Source organism: Veillonella sp. CNR 79/14 (assembly GCF_003992185.1).
Taxonomy (GTDB): domain Bacteria; phylum Bacillota; class Negativicutes; order Veillonellales; family Veillonellaceae; genus F0422.
The window spans coordinates 1-14,042 of record NZ_RQVH01000004.1 but is presented as its reverse complement, the minus strand read 5'-3'; the positions used below and the strand labels follow the sequence as shown (position 1 = coordinate 14,042).

The window sequence follows — 14,042 nt, the reverse complement described above, 5'->3', positions numbered from 1 at the left end:
TAGTATAGTGGGAATTATTGACAGTCTGTCTACTCACATTGTACAATTTATGCATACCCGAGAGCTCTTAGGTAACTGAGGGCTCTTTTTTATTTAGTTTGAAAAGGAGAGGATTTCATGATAGAACTTAAACAGATTCGAAAAGTCTATGAAGGTGCTGTCCGCGTGGAAGCCTTGAAAGAAATTAATGTAACTATAGAAGAAGGCGAAATTTTTGGCGTTATTGGTCAATCTGGGGCCGGTAAATCTACCTTGATTCGTTGTATCAATATGTTGGAACGTCCTACATCTGGATCCGTTATTGTGGACGGTGTAGATTTAACGAAGTTGAACACAGTAGAATTACGTGAAGAACGTAAACACATTGGTATGATTTTCCAACACTTTAATTTACTTTCATCCCGCACAGTGTACGACAATGTAGCATTTCCATTGGAATTGCAAGGATTATCAAAAGAAGAAATTAGAGAACGTATTTTACCAATTCTAGACATCGTGAAACTGTCGGATCGTTTAGACAACTATCCGTCTCAATTGTCCGGTGGTCAAAAACAACGTGTTGGTATTGCCCGTGCCTTAGCAAGTAATCCAAAAGTGTTATTATGCGATGAAGCTACGTCAGCTCTTGACCCACAAACAACAAAATCTATTTTAGCCTTATTGAAAGACATCAATCGTCGATTAAACTTGACTATCGTCTTGATTACTCATGAAATGAATGTTATCAAAGAGATTTGTGATCGTGTAGCTGTTATTGAAGGTGGTACGATTATTGAAGAAGGTCCTGTAGTGGATGTATTTACAGAACCAAAACAAGCCACAACGAAAGAATTCGTGTCTGCTATTATCAGGCGTGATTTGCCAGAAGATGCGTTAGCTCACTTGACGTTGAATGAAGCTTGGGTAGAAGGAGCTAATCCGATTGTACGATTGACTTTCAAAGGCAATGTAACAGATGAACCTGTAGTGGCAAGCATTATTCGTAAATTTGATACAGATGTAAGTATCTTGTTTGGCGGTGTAGATTATATTCAAGATATGAGCTTTGGTCATTTGATCGTAGAATTAAAAGGGGAGCGCGCTAAATCAGAAGCAGCTATCGACTACTTACATAATTTACCAATTGGAAGCGAGGTGATCGGTTATGTCACAGCAAATCATTAATTTATTGCTACAAGGTTTCTTAGAAACCGTACAAATGACGGTGATTTCCACTGTAGTAGCCGTTCTATTAGGGGTTCCATTGGGCGTAATTTTAGTCATCACTAGCCGTGGTCATATCATGCAGAATGAAGCGGTGAATAAAGTGCTAGGTGCTATCGTAAATGCCACACGTTCCATTCCGTTCATCATTTTAATGGTAGCTATCATTCCATTTACTCGATTAGTAGCAGGTACATCTATTGGTACGACTGCAGCTTGCGTGCCATTGACATTGGCGGCCATTCCATTCTTGGCTCGTTTAGTAGAAACAGCGATTAAAGAAGTGAATGGAGGTGTTATCGAGGCAGCTCAATCCATGGGGGCTACACCATTGCAGATTATTTGGAAAGTGTTGTTGCCAGAAGCGTTACCAACATTAATCGATAATATTACGGTCTTAATCGTTAACTTAATTAGCTATTCTGCTATGGCAGGTGCTATCGGTGGCGGCGGTCTTGGGGATATTGCGATTCGCTATGGATACCAACGTTTCCAAGGAGATGTGATGTTAGCCACTATCATCATCTTAATTGTATTAGTGCAAGTCATCCAAAGTGTAGGTGACTATTTATCCCGTAAAGTAAATAAAAAATAAAGGAGATATTATGAAGCGTATTTTAGTCGGCTTATTAGCCATTGCATCTTTAGTGTTACTATTAGCAGGATGCGGTAAAGAAGAAGCAAAACCAGCAGCAGATGCACCAATTAAAGTAGGTGTAACAGCAGGTCCTCATGCAAAAGTTATGGAATTTGTAAAAGGTGAAGCAGCAAAACAAGGATTGAACATCGAAATCGTTGAGTTCAGCGATTATATTCAGCCGAATATTGCCTTAGATCAAAAAGAATTAAATGTGAACTCTTTCCAACATCAACCATTCTTGGATAATACAGTAAAAGATAAAGGTTTGAAAATTCAATCTATCGGCAAAACTATTTTGTTACCAATGGCAATTTACTCTAACAAATATAAAGATTTGAAAGATGTGCCAAATGGCGCTACTGTAGCGATTCCTAACGATCCTACCAATGGTGGTCGTGCCTTGCTATTATTACAACAAGCAGGTTTGATTACATTGAAAGACGGTGGCACTGTAAAATCTTCCGTAGCAGATATTACAAGCAATCCTAAAAACATTGATATTCGTGAATTAGAAGCGGCACAAATTGCTCGTTCCCTAAATGATGTTGATGTAGCAGCAGTGAATACAAACTATGCAATTCCAGCAGGTTTGAACCCACAAAAAGATGCTGTTGTAGTGGAAAGCACAGATTCTCCATATGCTAATGTAATTGCTGTTCGCACAGAAGATGTAAATAATGAAACATATAAAAAATTATTGTCCATTTACCAATCTGAACCAGTACGTAAATTCATTCAAGAAGAATTCAAAGGATCTATTATCCCAGCGTTCTAAGTGAAAAGAATCAGCAAACAATTATACAACAGAGGTTAGTTGATATACGAGTATCAACTGCCCTCTGTTTTTTTGTACAAGAACAATGAATTAATGATATATGTATGATATTTCCTATGGTATAATGGTAGTGAAGTAAAGTACATTCTGAATAGAATTATGAAGGAGTAGAAGGTTGAATCAAAAACTTAAGAATCCAATACATGACCAGTTATTTCGGGCGGTCTTGTCGTTGGAAACACTAGAAGAATGTTATGAATTTTTTGAAGATATTTGTACCATTGGAGAATTAAAATCTATCTCTCAACGCTTAGAAGTGGCACGACTGTTAAAAGCAGGTACAGGGTATGAGCAAATTGTAGAATTAACAGGAGCTAGCACGGCGACCATAAGCCGTGTGAAACGGTGCTTAAATTATGGTGCCGATGGATATAATAAAATTTTGCCTCGTATTGAGGACTAGAAGATACAATAAGACATCAAAGTGATGTATATAAGAGAGGAGGGCTCATACTATGGAAGGTGATTTACTCATAGGTATTATACTATTTTTTGCAGGAGCCCTAGCGGGGTTTATTGATTCTATTGTAGGTGGAGGTGGGTTGATTTCGTTACCCGCTTTGATGCTGACGAATATGCCGGTGGCCATGTGCTTAGGGACCAATAAATTATCTAGTGTCTTTGGATCTGGCACAGCAATGATTAACTTCGCCAGAAACAAATTGGTAGATTGGACATTAGTGAAATGGATCATGCCATTCACTCTGCTTATCTCTATGGTAGGCGCCTATATAGCAGTCTATGTGCCAGGCACATTTTTAAAACCCCTGATTATTGTATTATTGTTGGCAGTATTCATTGTGGTGCTTACCAAAAAAGATTGGGGTACCATAGCACAAGTGGAACGTAAATCAGGATGGAAATTACTTGCTTATGTAGCAGTGGCTATTGTTATCGGCTTATATGATGGATTTCTTGGACCTGGCACAGGGGTGTTTTTAATATTCTATTTCTTGTTTATGGGTTATGATTTCTTAGGCGCATCAGGAAATGCCAAAGTACTAAATACAGTGAGTAACTTTGGGTCCTTGATGGTGTTCATCTATATGGATCAAGTGAACTATGGCTATGGTTTAGCAGTTGCAGCGGGACAAATTATTGGCGCTACTGCGGGATCAAAGTTAGCCATGGTGAAAGGCGCAGGACTAGTGAGATTTTTGTTTATCGCTATGTCTCTGACAATGTTAATGAAATTGTCCTATGACTATTTACTTTCACAGGGGATTATATAGTAGGAGTAACTATGCAAAAATTTAGTGATAATCAAGTAGCATTAATTAGCGGCGGCACATCGGGTATAGGCTTTGCTACTGCAGAATTGTTGTTAAAGCAAGGCTGGTGTGTGGTGATTAACGGCCGCAATGAATGGGATGGACAAGAAGCGGTGGTAAAATTGCGCCGTATTTCCTCGAAAGTACGATTTGTGCAAGGAGATGTAAGTAAGGTTATGAATTGCCGTCGTATTGTGGAAGATACGATTCGTTTGTTTGGCAATTTAAATGCCTTAGTAACGGCAGCTGGGTATTATGAAGAGCGACTATTGGAAGATGTGGATGAGCAAAACTTTGATGAGATGTTTGGAACCAATGTAAAAGGTACCGTTTTTTTATGCCAAGCCGCAGCACCGTACTTGAAACAAGTGCATGGTAGTATTGTGACTATATCAAGTGATGCAGGACTACAAGGTAATGTGGCGTGCACTGTGTACGGAGCATCCAAAGGGGCTGTAGTGAGTTTTACGAAATCACTGTCCTTAGAAATGGCACCTCATCGTGTTCGCGTTAATTGTGTGTGTCCTGGTGATGTAGATACTTCATTAGTGGCAAAACAATTAGCCAATGAACCATCGGGTGATATTGTGAAAGCTAAGGAAGAAATGGCTTTACACTATCCATTAGGACGGATTGCTCAACCGCGAGAAGTTGGCGAAGTCATTGCTTTTCTTATCAGTGAGAAAGCATCTTTCGTGACGGGTGCAGCTTGGACTGTAGACGGTGGACTAACAAGTTGGTAATTCATTGAGAAATTTGATACAATAAGGGTAATAAGTACATTTACATTTAATGTTTTGTGGTCAATATAGGAGACAAATATGGAGCAGTTGGAATACAATAATGCAACACTTCCTCAAGCAACGAATGTACAAGAAGAAGTAGAAATGATTTGCCGTTGGGCAGCAGCTCGTGTAGCTGGTATCGCGGCATTACCAAAATTTAATTATGTAGGTTTATTGGCTAATGATGTGTACATGGTATCACGCATTGCTCAAGTATATGGCGTATGCCCTGCTAAAGAAGGGGTGACTGGATTTTTAGTGGGTCTTGGTGGTAGTGCTGTAGCAGCGTTAGTATGTACAGTCGTGCCAACAGTGATTCTTCGCGTCCCTGTGGCAGCGGCTATTACCTATGGTATTGGTAAAATGGCTGCCAAATGGATTGAAGATGGTATGCCAGCATGTCCGAACTATGAAGAATATCGTCAACGTTTAGTAGATATTTATGAACATAATAAAGAAACAGTCATCACATTGGCGAATACACCACTTCGGGATAAGCCGTTGGGTAATGAAACTGTAGATTTCTTAGATGATGTACAGGTGTCTGGTAATGATTACTTAGCAAGTGCCAAAGGCTTTGCAGGTTCTTTTGTTGGATCTGATTTGTTGGCTAATGTAAGTGCTGTAAAAGATCTAGCAGTAGGAACCGTATCCATCTTGGCAGCTACGGTGAAAGACACATTAGAGAAAAGTGGTAATGAAGAATTACTAGATAATGCTCGTCATGCTGCAAAAGGCGTAGGCTCTTTGCTTAAAATTTTAGCAACTGAAGCATTATCTTTAACTGGTGCCGTAGCAGGTACATCAGCATCTAAAGCAAGCGTATATACAAAAGCCGCTTATGAAAAAGCAGATACGGTGCGACAAACATTAAATGATTCCTTACAAACTAAAGTAGAACCAGTGGTGGAAAAAGCCACAGCTGTTATGCAAGATGTAAAAGAAGTGGTAGAACCAAAATTACAACAAGTAAAAGAAAAGGTAGAACCAAAACTTCAACAGGTAAAAGAGGTGGTAGAGCCGACATTACAGCAAGTAGAAGAAAAAGCTTCTGAATTGACAGCCAAAGCGATTGATCACGCACAAGAAGCGGTGCAAGACATTCGTGAAAAAGCGGAAGTTGTGAAGGAAACAGCAGTGGAATTGGCAGAACAAACAAAAGAAAAAGCCATCGACTTAGCAGAACAAGCAAAAGACAAGTTCAAACAATAATCAGAGAGGTTATAACTATGAATATCTTACAAATCCTTAAGTATGGAAAAACCTTTACATCTGATGCCTTTATGTCCACTGTGAATCGCATGGGTCGTAATATTATGTTTGCACGAAAAGCTGTTATGTTATATTATTGTTTACGTGATACAGATACACCAGCATTTGTAAAGGCCGTTATTGCAGGCGCTTTAGGATACTTGATATTGCCTATTGATTTTATCCCAGATAGCGTACCAGGTCTTGGTTGGGTGGATGATGTGGCAGTATTAGCAATTGCTATGAAAGTAGCAAATCGCTATATTAAGGCTTCCCATAAGGAAAAAGCACAAAAATTTGTGCCTATCGGATCAATTGATTAATCAGTAAAGGGGCTCTTTGGAGCCTCTTATTGCATAGGAAAGGTAGTATACGATGATTTCTACATCTTTACGTGTCCGATTTTATGAAACGGATATGATGGAGATTGCCCATCATACGAATCATTTACGGTGGTTTGAAATGGGGAGAATTGAATATTTTCGCCGCTGTGGTATTAGTCTATGGGACATGATGCAAGAGGGCATCGTCTTTCCTATTACAAAAGTGAGCTGTGAGTATAAGGAAGTGGCACGCTTTGATGATGTATTGCGGGTGGAATTAACAGTAGCCTCTTTGTCGCGGGCGCAATGTACTTTCACATATCGGATTATCCGTGACAGTGATAATGCATTGATATGTACAGGGGAAACACAAAATGTGTTTACTGCTAAAGAAACAGGTAAAATTATTCGCTTGCCAGATATATTTTTTAAACCCATGAAAGCCGTAGCAGAGGAGGAGTAGGGAATGACGCCCATACAGAAGGAATTACCTATTGGAGTATTCGACTCTGGAATCGGTGGATTGTCTGTATTATCTGTGCTAGCACAAGAATTTCCGGAAGAAGATTTTATTTATGTTGGAGATAGTGCAAACAATCCAGTAGGCAATAGGCCGATTGAGGAAATTGAAGGCATTGCTACGAAAATTGCAGAGTTTTTAGTGGCCCAACCAGTGAAACTAATAGTCATCGCTTGCAATACATTTTCTGTGGTAGCCTTGGACAAACTATCCAAACAATTTGATGTACCTATTGTGGGGATGGCACAGGGGATTCATGATGCTCTGCGTATTAAGGTTAAACAGAAACGTAAAGGACCTTTAGGCATTATGGCTACGGTAGCGACTATTAATAGTCATAAACATATGGATGCAGTCCATACCTTGAAGCCTCATGTAAAAGTAGTAGAACAAGGCTGTAAAGATTTGGCGGCCTGTATTGAAGAAGGTCATTTAGATGATGCAGTTTTACGACATTGTGCAAAAGAATATGTACAGCCTTTGGTAGAGGCAAATGTGGAAGTGGCCATTTTAGGATGTACCCACTATCCCTTAGTAGAACCCATACTGCGTGAGTTGGCTAAAGAACAAATTTGCTTTGTAGACCCTGCGTGGGAAACATCTGATGCTGTAGGAGCTATTTTGTACGGAGAAGATTTGGAGCAGACATCAGGTAGAAAAGGTTCTATACAAGTTTGTGTTACTAGCCATGCGGATCGAGTAACGTCTATCGTACAAGATATTTTCAAGGATACTAGCTTAACAGCTAAGCTCATTACTCTATAGGAGGAACTATGTATATTTACACATTAATAGATACCCTAGTGTGGATAGCCTGTATCATTGCTATCATTTATATTGCCTACCGCATATTTGCATGGCGCCAAGGCAATGAAGACATTGTGATCATGGTGAAACGTCGCACTCCATTTGTGGTAGAAGACATTAGTTTTGATCAAGTAGTGTTATCTACGGATATTCCATTTGTGAACAGAGGTAAACAATACGGAACCATCATGGATATGTTCCCTCGTCATTTATTACCACAAGAACAATTTGACAATGTGCGAATTCAATCGTGGTTAACCGATGCAAAGGCAGAACGTCATGATGGCTATTGGGAAGCGTTAGTCTATAAACAACGACAAGGCAGTACCATTCGTTTGCGTCTAGTGATGACGGCTAATAGTGGTAATATTCGTAAAGACTTAGTGGGATTCCCAGACATGCCTATCGATATCTACCATCAAGTAGTAGGTCGTGAGGCATACCGTATTTCAAAAACTAGAATTACTCTAACTGCAGAAGAGTTAGAAGTAGCAATGCGTAAATAGGAGGTACATCATGGCAGAATTAGAACTATTACCAATCCCTACGCGCATTTTAACGAACAAAGATGATATCGTAGAGGCTATCGTAGAATTTGCAGGTCCTTATATTGGACCAGAAGATATTGTGTGCGTAGCAGAATCCGTCGTGGCTATCACGCAAGGGGAGTTTACACGACCAGAAGATTTAAAAGTATCTTGGCAAGCTAAATTTTTAAATCGCTTTATCCATCCTGATGGTTCTATGGCATCTGTGTATGGTATGCAAGCAGCTATGGATAAAGAAGGGGAATGGAAAATGATGTTTGCCTTCCTCTGTGGAGCCGTAGCTAAAGTGTTTAAAAAATCTGGTGTGTTCTATCAAATGGCACGGACTGCATCCTTAACAGATGATGTGACAGGGACTATGCCTCCATTTGATAAATGCATTGTATATGGACCAAAACAACCACATGCAGTAGCCGATGCTATTATGAAAGCAACAGGTGCCTATGGGGCTTGTGTAGCGGACGTGAATGATTTAAAACGAGCGGCTATCTTAGGACATAGTCGTGGATTGAAACCGCAGCAAATTGCACAAATTTTAATCGATAATCCATTTGGCAATGATAGCCAAATGACACCTATCGTTGTGATTAAAAATTATGCCTCTGTGTCTGCACGGAGACGATAAAAGTTGTTGATACTTAGACTTGCAAATTGAGGCGTATCAGCGTATACTGAAAGAGAACTTTGGGGAGCCTAGTGGCTGAGAGTAAACGAAAGTTTTGACCCATAACCTGATTTGGATAATGCCAACGTAGGATAAGTTTGATTCGTCATACTGAGGACATCCAACAGGATGTCCTTTTTTGTGCTTTTATAGGATGGTATATCGTATATGAGTATGCATGGAAGGTGTATCTAAGTGGATGTACAAGGGGAACAGAATAGTGAGACGATAGAGTGCTACAGCATGAAGGGGCATACCACCGCGGGTATGGTTTTTCGTGCTGTTTTTTTATACTAGTATGTGGTGAAGGAGCCATGACGGATAATTGGTATGATACTAGTTTGAAATAGGTATATAGCATACGCTATAGTTAGGAGGATATGATGAAAGTAAATGGAGCAACGTATCATTATGAGGGGCAAACAGTGCAAGAAGTACTGGCAGCCCTAGCGTTTCGAATGGATCGCATCGTAGTGGAATATAATGGGAAGATTCTTTCTAAAGCAGACTGGGAATCGACTCGTGTGAGTCCTGCAGACACAATGGAAGTAGTAACCTTTGTAGGAGGTGGCTAAATGGTATCTTTACAAGATAAAAAAGTTCTGATCATCGGTGTAGGCGGTGTTGGATCCCATGTGGCAGTGGCATTGTGCCGTGCTGGAATTGGTCAGTTAGAAATCGTAGACTTTGACGTTGTGGATGAAAGTAACTTAGGCCGTCAATATTATGAGGTGAATGATGTAGGAGTTTTAAAAGTGGAGGCTATGAAAGGCCATCTCAATCGGATGAATCCAAACTGTGAAGTTATCGTTCATAATGAATGCCTCACACCAGAAAGATTATCTGAATTAATCGATGGCTATGATATGGTTGTAGAAGCAGTGGACAAGGCTGTCACAAAAGCGTGGATGACAGAAGTTATTTTGACCCATCCAGCAGAGCCATTATTAGTAGGCTGTTCAGGTATGGCAGGTTGGGGGGATAGTAATGGTATCCGCCGTGAACGAAGACATCATCGTTGGTATCTATGTGGCGATGGAGTGAGCGATATCGATTCTATCGGAAAAATTACTGCCGCTCGTGTCATGGTGTGCGCCGGACATATGGCAAATGCTGTGATTCAACTACTACATGGGGAAGATATTGATTAAGGAGGAACCTATGACACGTTCAGTAAAAGATATGGAAACACAAGATACATGGACCTTAGGGGGACATACATTACATTCTCGATTTATCTTGGGGTCTGGAAAATTTTCTATCGACTTAATCGAGGCTGTCCTAGAAGAAGCGGGTGCAGAAATGATTACCTTAGCCCTACGTCGTGCGGTAGGTGGAGAAGTGGAAAATATCCTAGATGCTATCCCAAAGGATACTATCTTAATCCCTAATACGAGTGGCGCTCGAGATGCTGAAGAAGCGGTGCGTATAGCAAGATTATCCCGAGCTACAGGTTGTGGAGATTTTGTAAAAGTAGAAATTATGAAAGATTCAAAATATTTATTGCCACATAATGGGGAGACCATTAAAGCTACAGAAATATTAGCAAAAGAAGGATTCATCGTTATGCCATACATGTATCCAGACTTAGAAGTGGCTCGTGATTTGGTGAATGCTGGAGCCGCTGCGGTGATGCCGTTAGCGGCGCCAATTGGATCTAATCGTGGATTGCAGACAAAGGAATTTATCAAAATTTTAGTGAATGAAATTGATTTGCCTATCATTGTAGATGCTGGTATTGGTGCTCCATCCCAAGCAGCAGAAGCAATGGAAATGGGCGTAGCTGCAATCATGGCAAATACAGCCGTAGCTTCTGCGGGCCATATTCGAGGTATGGCGAAAGCATTTGGTTTAGCCATCCAAGCAGGAAGATTGGCATATTTGTCAAAATTAGGGCCTACTCTTGAAACCGGTGGTAGCGCTTCATCTCCGTTGACTGGATTTTTGAGATAATAGGAAAGGAATAGCCATGTCTAGTACCACCAGATACCATATAGATGATCCATGTTGGAAGTATCGCCCCCACATGGATCAAATTGAAAGTCCTATTTTAGAGACGGTATTGCGAGAACGTGAGCAATATACGTACGATCGATACACAGCAGATGATGTGCACCGTGTGTTGCAAGAAGATACCATTGATGTAGAAGGACTGAAAATTTTATTATCTCCTGCAGCAGAACCATTTTTGGAAGAACTAGCGGAAAAAGCAAAGGCCGTACGAACACGATACTTTGGCAATTCTGTGTATTTATTTACACCGTTATATATTTCAAACTATTGCGATAACCTATGCGTGTATTGTGGCTTCAACTGTAAAAATCAGATCCATCGGGCGAAGTTAGATGAAGCAGGTATTGAAGAAGAGTTAAAAAATATTGCCAAAACAGGATTACAGGATATTTTAATTTTGACTGGGGAAAGTGAACGCCATAGTCCTATTTCTTACATTGGGCGTGCCTGTGAATTAGCAAAAAAATATTTTAAGGTAGTGGGCGTAGAAATTTATCCTGCCAATGTAGACGATTATGCGTACCTACGAGAATGCGGTTGTGATTATGTGACCGTATTCCAAGAAACGTATAATTGGGAAAATTATAAAACATTGCATTTGTTAGGAAATAAAAGCGTATTTCCCTATCGACTTGAAACGCAAGAACGAGCTTTGCGAGGGGGTATGCGGGGAGTAGGTTTAGCAGCCTTATTGGGATTGGATGATTTCCGAAAAGATGCCTTTGCCACAGCCTTGCATACCCATATGCTACAACGTGCGTATCCTCATGGAGAAATTAGTATTTCCTGTCCACGCCTGCGGCCTATCGTCAATGATGATACCATCAATGCAGGGGACGTAGGAGAAGCTCAATTATTGCAAGTCATCTTGGCATATCGCTTATTCCTACCTTATGCAAATATTACGATTTCCACTAGAGAAACAGCCAGGTTCCGCAACGGGGTCCTACCATTAGCAGCGACGAAACTGTCAGCAGGTGTCAGCACAGGTATTGGTGAACATTCCTCAGAAGAAAAGAAACAAGAAGAAGGGGATGCACAATTTGAAATTGCTGACAGTAGAACTGTAGCAGAAGCCATGGAAGATGTGAAAGCCTTAGGAATGCAAGTGGTGATGAGTGATTATATCGATGTGCTCTATGAAGAAAAATAACCAATCTATAGACACCTTAGTGTTGATTACAAATCGCCAGTTACTGAAAGATGACATTAGCTTAGCCACATATGGTGTAGCACTGTCTAGAGGGATAGAAAGAATACAAAAGTATGGCAAGCATTGTATTAATCATACAGAAGAAAGCAGTTTAACGTATAATATACGTAGAGCATATAGATCTACAGTAAAAGCGAATCTTCATAGTACTAAATTGCCTGATGCGAGGGCAGATAGTGCTGAACCAGACAACTGGATGAGAAATCACAGTAGTCTGTACACCCTGTGCCGTGACACTGATTTACCCTTTGAGGAGTATCTCCAACTCTGCGATGCCATCGGGGATACCGTAGTACACCATGGAAAAGTTATTACGAATCGAGAGCAATTAGCTATTGTTTTGGCAACAGCAAAACGAATCCATCTACCCACTAATCTAATACGCTATTGGCAATCCGAACAAGAAGAACTATGGATTATCTTGCAACAACATTTTCAGGACATAACTATGTGGAGCACCGTTCACAACGAAGATGACATCAAGTTATTAGCATCCCTAGGAATCCCTAATTTGGAGTACGTCTTAATCAGTCCCATCTTTCCCACACAATGCAAAACAGGACACCCTGGCATTGGCGTTAAGCGGGGGAAGGAACTGTTGAAACTAATTCGGACACATTACCCACAAGTACAAGGTATTGCTTTGGGAGGTATCCACGAGCACAATTACCAAACGTGTTTGCAACATTCTTTCACTGGCGTAGCTATTATGTCTGATTTCATGAAGCGAGTGCATAGCAATATCGACACATAAGAACGAAGGTAAAAATAGTATAAAATTATTGAGAGAAATAAAATAGAAAAAGAAGGTCATCTTTTATTACAATGAGTGAATAGAAATTATTGTAAAGAAGACCTTCTTTTATGTTCTACCGTATGATAAGTAGAAGATGATTATAATGAAATTTAATGTTTTAGTAAAAAGTGCATATGGGTAAAAAAAGAAGATATCTGCTATGAATCAGATTTATCTTTATAAAATAGATGTTTTATAATATCATAAGTTTCTCCCCAATGATGAATCACTTCTACTGAAGAAACTGCTTTAACATAAGTTCTGTTTTTGTATGCGCCCATCTTTACAATTAAATTTTGTTCAGATAACTTGTTAAGTATTCTTGTTAAGCGAGCAGAGGTTATATCAGGGTGAGCATTGGCAATTTCTTTTTTTGTAAATTTAATAGATGATTTATTTGAAGTTGGAGGATTGCAGATAAATGTATACACTTTTTTCTCATCCTCTTTTAGATTAGAAACGTCTACTAGAGGTTCTGCTATCCATAATTTTAAGTGCGTTCTTTCTAAGTCGCTTTTTAATTCAGGAACTTTGAATCTATTTTTTACTACAACATCAATTATTTTTTGACTGCCGCTACCAGCATGTTCAGAGGCGCCCATTCTAGTGAATAAGCTAACGAGAAGAGGATTTCTGACCAAGGATCTAGCGCCTCCAGTGAAAAATTCTTTTACAGGGATTTTCATAATTCCGGGATTAATAAAAATATAAAAAGGTTCATGAATTTCCGCAATTAAAGCGGTTGTATTTAAAAAGTAGTCCGCATGGATTATCATATTGACAAATGCTTCGCGTAAAGCAATTGTTAAATCTGTAGGGTTTTTTCTGATCGTGTACTCATCAAGTTCAAAATTTCTGTTTACAGATAATAAGAGTTTTTCACTTACTAAGCGATAATAATTAAATAAATTTAAATCTGGAAAATCTAAATTGCCTGACTCAATTCGGAAACTCCATCTTTGTGAATTACCGCGTTTATCAAAAAATCTACATGATAATGTGGGAATCGATCGATAATAGAGTTGTATTTGCCGAAGAATAATAATCCAGCAACCGTTAGGTGTATCTTATTAGTATTTCGATTTTTACGAAATACGCCGATATTCTCTAAGAAGCTTTGGTTGTCCATTTCTGAGTAGTTTAAACTGGGATATCTCTTAGATAGTATTGATT

The 14,042-nt window shown here is 39.5% G+C and carries 18 protein-coding genes, 1 pseudogene and 1 riboswitch; of the genes and pseudogenes, 17 read left to right on the top strand and 2 right to left on the bottom strand.

The annotated features are described in order from the left end of the window. The first annotated feature begins 117 nt into the window (after positions 1-117). From EO119_RS02320 to EO119_RS02240, 17 genes are all read left to right on the top strand, one after another. Positions 118-1,164, top strand: coding sequence for a methionine ABC transporter ATP-binding protein (locus EO119_RS02320; protein WP_126940531.1), 1,047 nt, complete (start codon positions 118-120; stop codon positions 1,162-1,164). Beyond that, entirely contained in the window at positions 1,145-1,798 is a 654-nt protein-coding gene (locus EO119_RS02315; RefSeq protein WP_126940530.1) for a methionine ABC transporter permease, read from the top strand. The genes EO119_RS02320 and EO119_RS02315 overlap by 20 nt, the downstream gene beginning before the upstream one ends. A 10-nt stretch (positions 1,799-1,808) precedes the next feature. Continuing rightward, positions 1,809-2,618, top strand: coding sequence for a MetQ/NlpA family ABC transporter substrate-binding protein (locus EO119_RS02310; protein WP_052847057.1), 810 nt, complete (start codon positions 1,809-1,811; stop codon positions 2,616-2,618). Between the two features lie 175 nt (positions 2,619-2,793). After that, positions 2,794-3,081 (top strand): YerC/YecD family TrpR-related protein, encoded by a 288-nt coding sequence (locus EO119_RS02305; RefSeq protein WP_009352920.1) that lies wholly within the window; start codon positions 2,794-2,796, stop codon positions 3,079-3,081. Positions 3,082-3,133: 52 nt separating this feature from the next. After that, positions 3,134-3,910 (top strand): TSUP family transporter, encoded by a 777-nt coding sequence (locus EO119_RS02300; protein ID WP_126940529.1) that lies wholly within the window; start codon positions 3,134-3,136, stop codon positions 3,908-3,910. 11 nt (positions 3,911-3,921) lie between these two features. After that, the gene (locus EO119_RS02295; RefSeq protein WP_009352933.1) at positions 3,922-4,692 is read left to right on the top strand and encodes an SDR family NAD(P)-dependent oxidoreductase; all 771 of its coding nucleotides are present in this window, start codon (positions 3,922-3,924) and stop codon (positions 4,690-4,692) included. A gap of 78 nt (positions 4,693-4,770) precedes the next feature. Further along, positions 4,771-5,946, top strand: a complete 1,176-nt coding sequence (locus EO119_RS02290; RefSeq protein ID WP_126940528.1) for a hypothetical protein — start codon at positions 4,771-4,773, stop codon at positions 5,944-5,946. A gap of 17 nt (positions 5,947-5,963) precedes the next feature. Then, positions 5,964-6,308, top strand: a complete 345-nt coding sequence (locus EO119_RS02285) for a YkvA family protein (protein WP_009352977.1) — start codon at positions 5,964-5,966, stop codon at positions 6,306-6,308. A 52-nt stretch (positions 6,309-6,360) separates the two neighbouring features. Further along, entirely contained in the window at positions 6,361-6,771 is a 411-nt protein-coding gene (locus EO119_RS02280) for a thioesterase family protein (protein WP_062401323.1), read from the top strand. Positions 6,772-6,774: 3 nt separating this feature from the next. Further along, complete coding sequence (murI, locus tag EO119_RS02275; protein WP_062401321.1) at positions 6,775-7,593, top strand: glutamate racemase; 819 nt, start codon at positions 6,775-6,777, stop codon at positions 7,591-7,593. 8 nt (positions 7,594-7,601) lie between these two features. Then, entirely contained in the window at positions 7,602-8,141 is a 540-nt protein-coding gene (locus EO119_RS02270; RefSeq protein ID WP_009352952.1) for a hypothetical protein, read from the top strand. A gap of 10 nt (positions 8,142-8,151) precedes the next feature. Then, a complete protein-coding gene (locus EO119_RS02265) occupies positions 8,152-8,808 on the top strand; it encodes a coenzyme F420-0:L-glutamate ligase (protein WP_009352865.1) in 657 nt (218 codons plus the stop codon). A gap of 50 nt (positions 8,809-8,858) precedes the next feature. Further along, positions 8,859-8,958, top strand: a riboswitch (TPP riboswitch). 272 nt (positions 8,959-9,230) lie between these two features. Then, positions 9,231-9,422 carry a sulfur carrier protein ThiS gene (thiS, locus tag EO119_RS02260; RefSeq protein WP_009352953.1) on the top strand — a complete coding sequence of 64 codons (192 nt, stop codon included), beginning with the start codon at positions 9,231-9,233 and terminating at the stop codon, positions 9,420-9,422. Beyond that, the gene (gene thiF / locus EO119_RS02255) at positions 9,423-9,998 is read left to right on the top strand and encodes a sulfur carrier protein ThiS adenylyltransferase ThiF (protein ID WP_126940527.1); all 576 of its coding nucleotides are present in this window, start codon (positions 9,423-9,425) and stop codon (positions 9,996-9,998) included. Between the two features lie 10 nt (positions 9,999-10,008). Next, the gene (locus tag EO119_RS02250) at positions 10,009-10,800 is read left to right on the top strand and encodes a thiazole synthase (protein WP_009352895.1); all 792 of its coding nucleotides are present in this window, start codon (positions 10,009-10,011) and stop codon (positions 10,798-10,800) included. A 16-nt stretch (positions 10,801-10,816) separates the two neighbouring features. Continuing rightward, a complete protein-coding gene (thiH, locus tag EO119_RS02245; protein WP_126940526.1) occupies positions 10,817-12,013 on the top strand; it encodes a 2-iminoacetate synthase ThiH in 1,197 nt (398 codons plus the stop codon). Further along, a complete protein-coding gene (locus EO119_RS02240) occupies positions 12,000-12,827 on the top strand; it encodes a thiamine phosphate synthase (protein WP_164723936.1) in 828 nt (275 codons plus the stop codon). The genes thiH and EO119_RS02240 overlap by 14 nt, the downstream gene beginning before the upstream one ends. Positions 12,828-13,027: 200 nt before the next feature. Here EO119_RS02240 and EO119_RS02235 read toward each other — a convergent pair whose 3' ends face one another. Both EO119_RS02235 and EO119_RS08140 read right to left on the bottom strand, forming a co-directional pair. Then, positions 13,028-13,645 carry an ATP-binding protein gene (locus EO119_RS02235; protein WP_126940524.1) on the bottom strand — a complete coding sequence of 206 codons (618 nt, stop codon included), beginning with the start codon at positions 13,643-13,645 and terminating at the stop codon, positions 13,028-13,030. A gap of 149 nt (positions 13,646-13,794) precedes the next feature. Beyond that, positions 13,795-14,042: pseudogene (locus EO119_RS08140) on the bottom strand (hypothetical protein); the annotation flags it as partial.

What these genes read in the sequence shown, in the direction of transcription:
- EO119_RS02320 (WP_126940531.1), top strand. Translation starts at nt 118, where the DNA reads ATGATAGAACTTAAACAGATTCGAAAAGTCTATGAAGGTGCTGTCCGC.
- EO119_RS02315 (WP_126940530.1), top strand. Translation starts at nt 1,145, where the DNA reads ATGTCACAGCAAATCATTAATTTATTGCTACAAGGTTTCTTAGAAACC.
- EO119_RS02310 (WP_052847057.1), top strand. Translation starts at nt 1,809, where the DNA reads ATGAAGCGTATTTTAGTCGGCTTATTAGCCATTGCATCTTTAGTGTTA.
- EO119_RS02300 (WP_126940529.1), top strand. Translation starts at nt 3,134, where the DNA reads ATGGAAGGTGATTTACTCATAGGTATTATACTATTTTTTGCAGGAGCC.
- EO119_RS02295 (WP_009352933.1), top strand. Translation starts at nt 3,922, where the DNA reads ATGCAAAAATTTAGTGATAATCAAGTAGCATTAATTAGCGGCGGCACA.
- EO119_RS02290 (WP_126940528.1), top strand. Translation starts at nt 4,771, where the DNA reads ATGGAGCAGTTGGAATACAATAATGCAACACTTCCTCAAGCAACGAAT.
- EO119_RS02285 (WP_009352977.1), top strand. Translation starts at nt 5,964, where the DNA reads ATGAATATCTTACAAATCCTTAAGTATGGAAAAACCTTTACATCTGAT.
- EO119_RS02280 (WP_062401323.1), top strand. Translation starts at nt 6,361, where the DNA reads ATGATTTCTACATCTTTACGTGTCCGATTTTATGAAACGGATATGATG.
- murI (WP_062401321.1), top strand. Translation starts at nt 6,775, where the DNA reads ATGACGCCCATACAGAAGGAATTACCTATTGGAGTATTCGACTCTGGA.
- EO119_RS02270 (WP_009352952.1), top strand. Translation starts at nt 7,602, where the DNA reads ATGTATATTTACACATTAATAGATACCCTAGTGTGGATAGCCTGTATC.
- EO119_RS02265 (WP_009352865.1), top strand. Translation starts at nt 8,152, where the DNA reads ATGGCAGAATTAGAACTATTACCAATCCCTACGCGCATTTTAACGAAC.
- thiS (WP_009352953.1), top strand. Translation starts at nt 9,231, where the DNA reads ATGAAAGTAAATGGAGCAACGTATCATTATGAGGGGCAAACAGTGCAA.
- thiF (WP_126940527.1), top strand. Translation starts at nt 9,423, where the DNA reads ATGGTATCTTTACAAGATAAAAAAGTTCTGATCATCGGTGTAGGCGGT.
- EO119_RS02250 (WP_009352895.1), top strand. Translation starts at nt 10,009, where the DNA reads ATGACACGTTCAGTAAAAGATATGGAAACACAAGATACATGGACCTTA.
- thiH (WP_126940526.1), top strand. Translation starts at nt 10,817, where the DNA reads ATGTCTAGTACCACCAGATACCATATAGATGATCCATGTTGGAAGTAT.
- EO119_RS02240 (WP_164723936.1), top strand. Translation starts at nt 12,000, where the DNA reads ATGAAGAAAAATAACCAATCTATAGACACCTTAGTGTTGATTACAAAT.
- EO119_RS02235 (WP_126940524.1), bottom strand. Translation starts at nt 13,645, where the DNA reads ATGATAATCCATGCGGACTACTTTTTAAATACAACCGCTTTAATTGCG.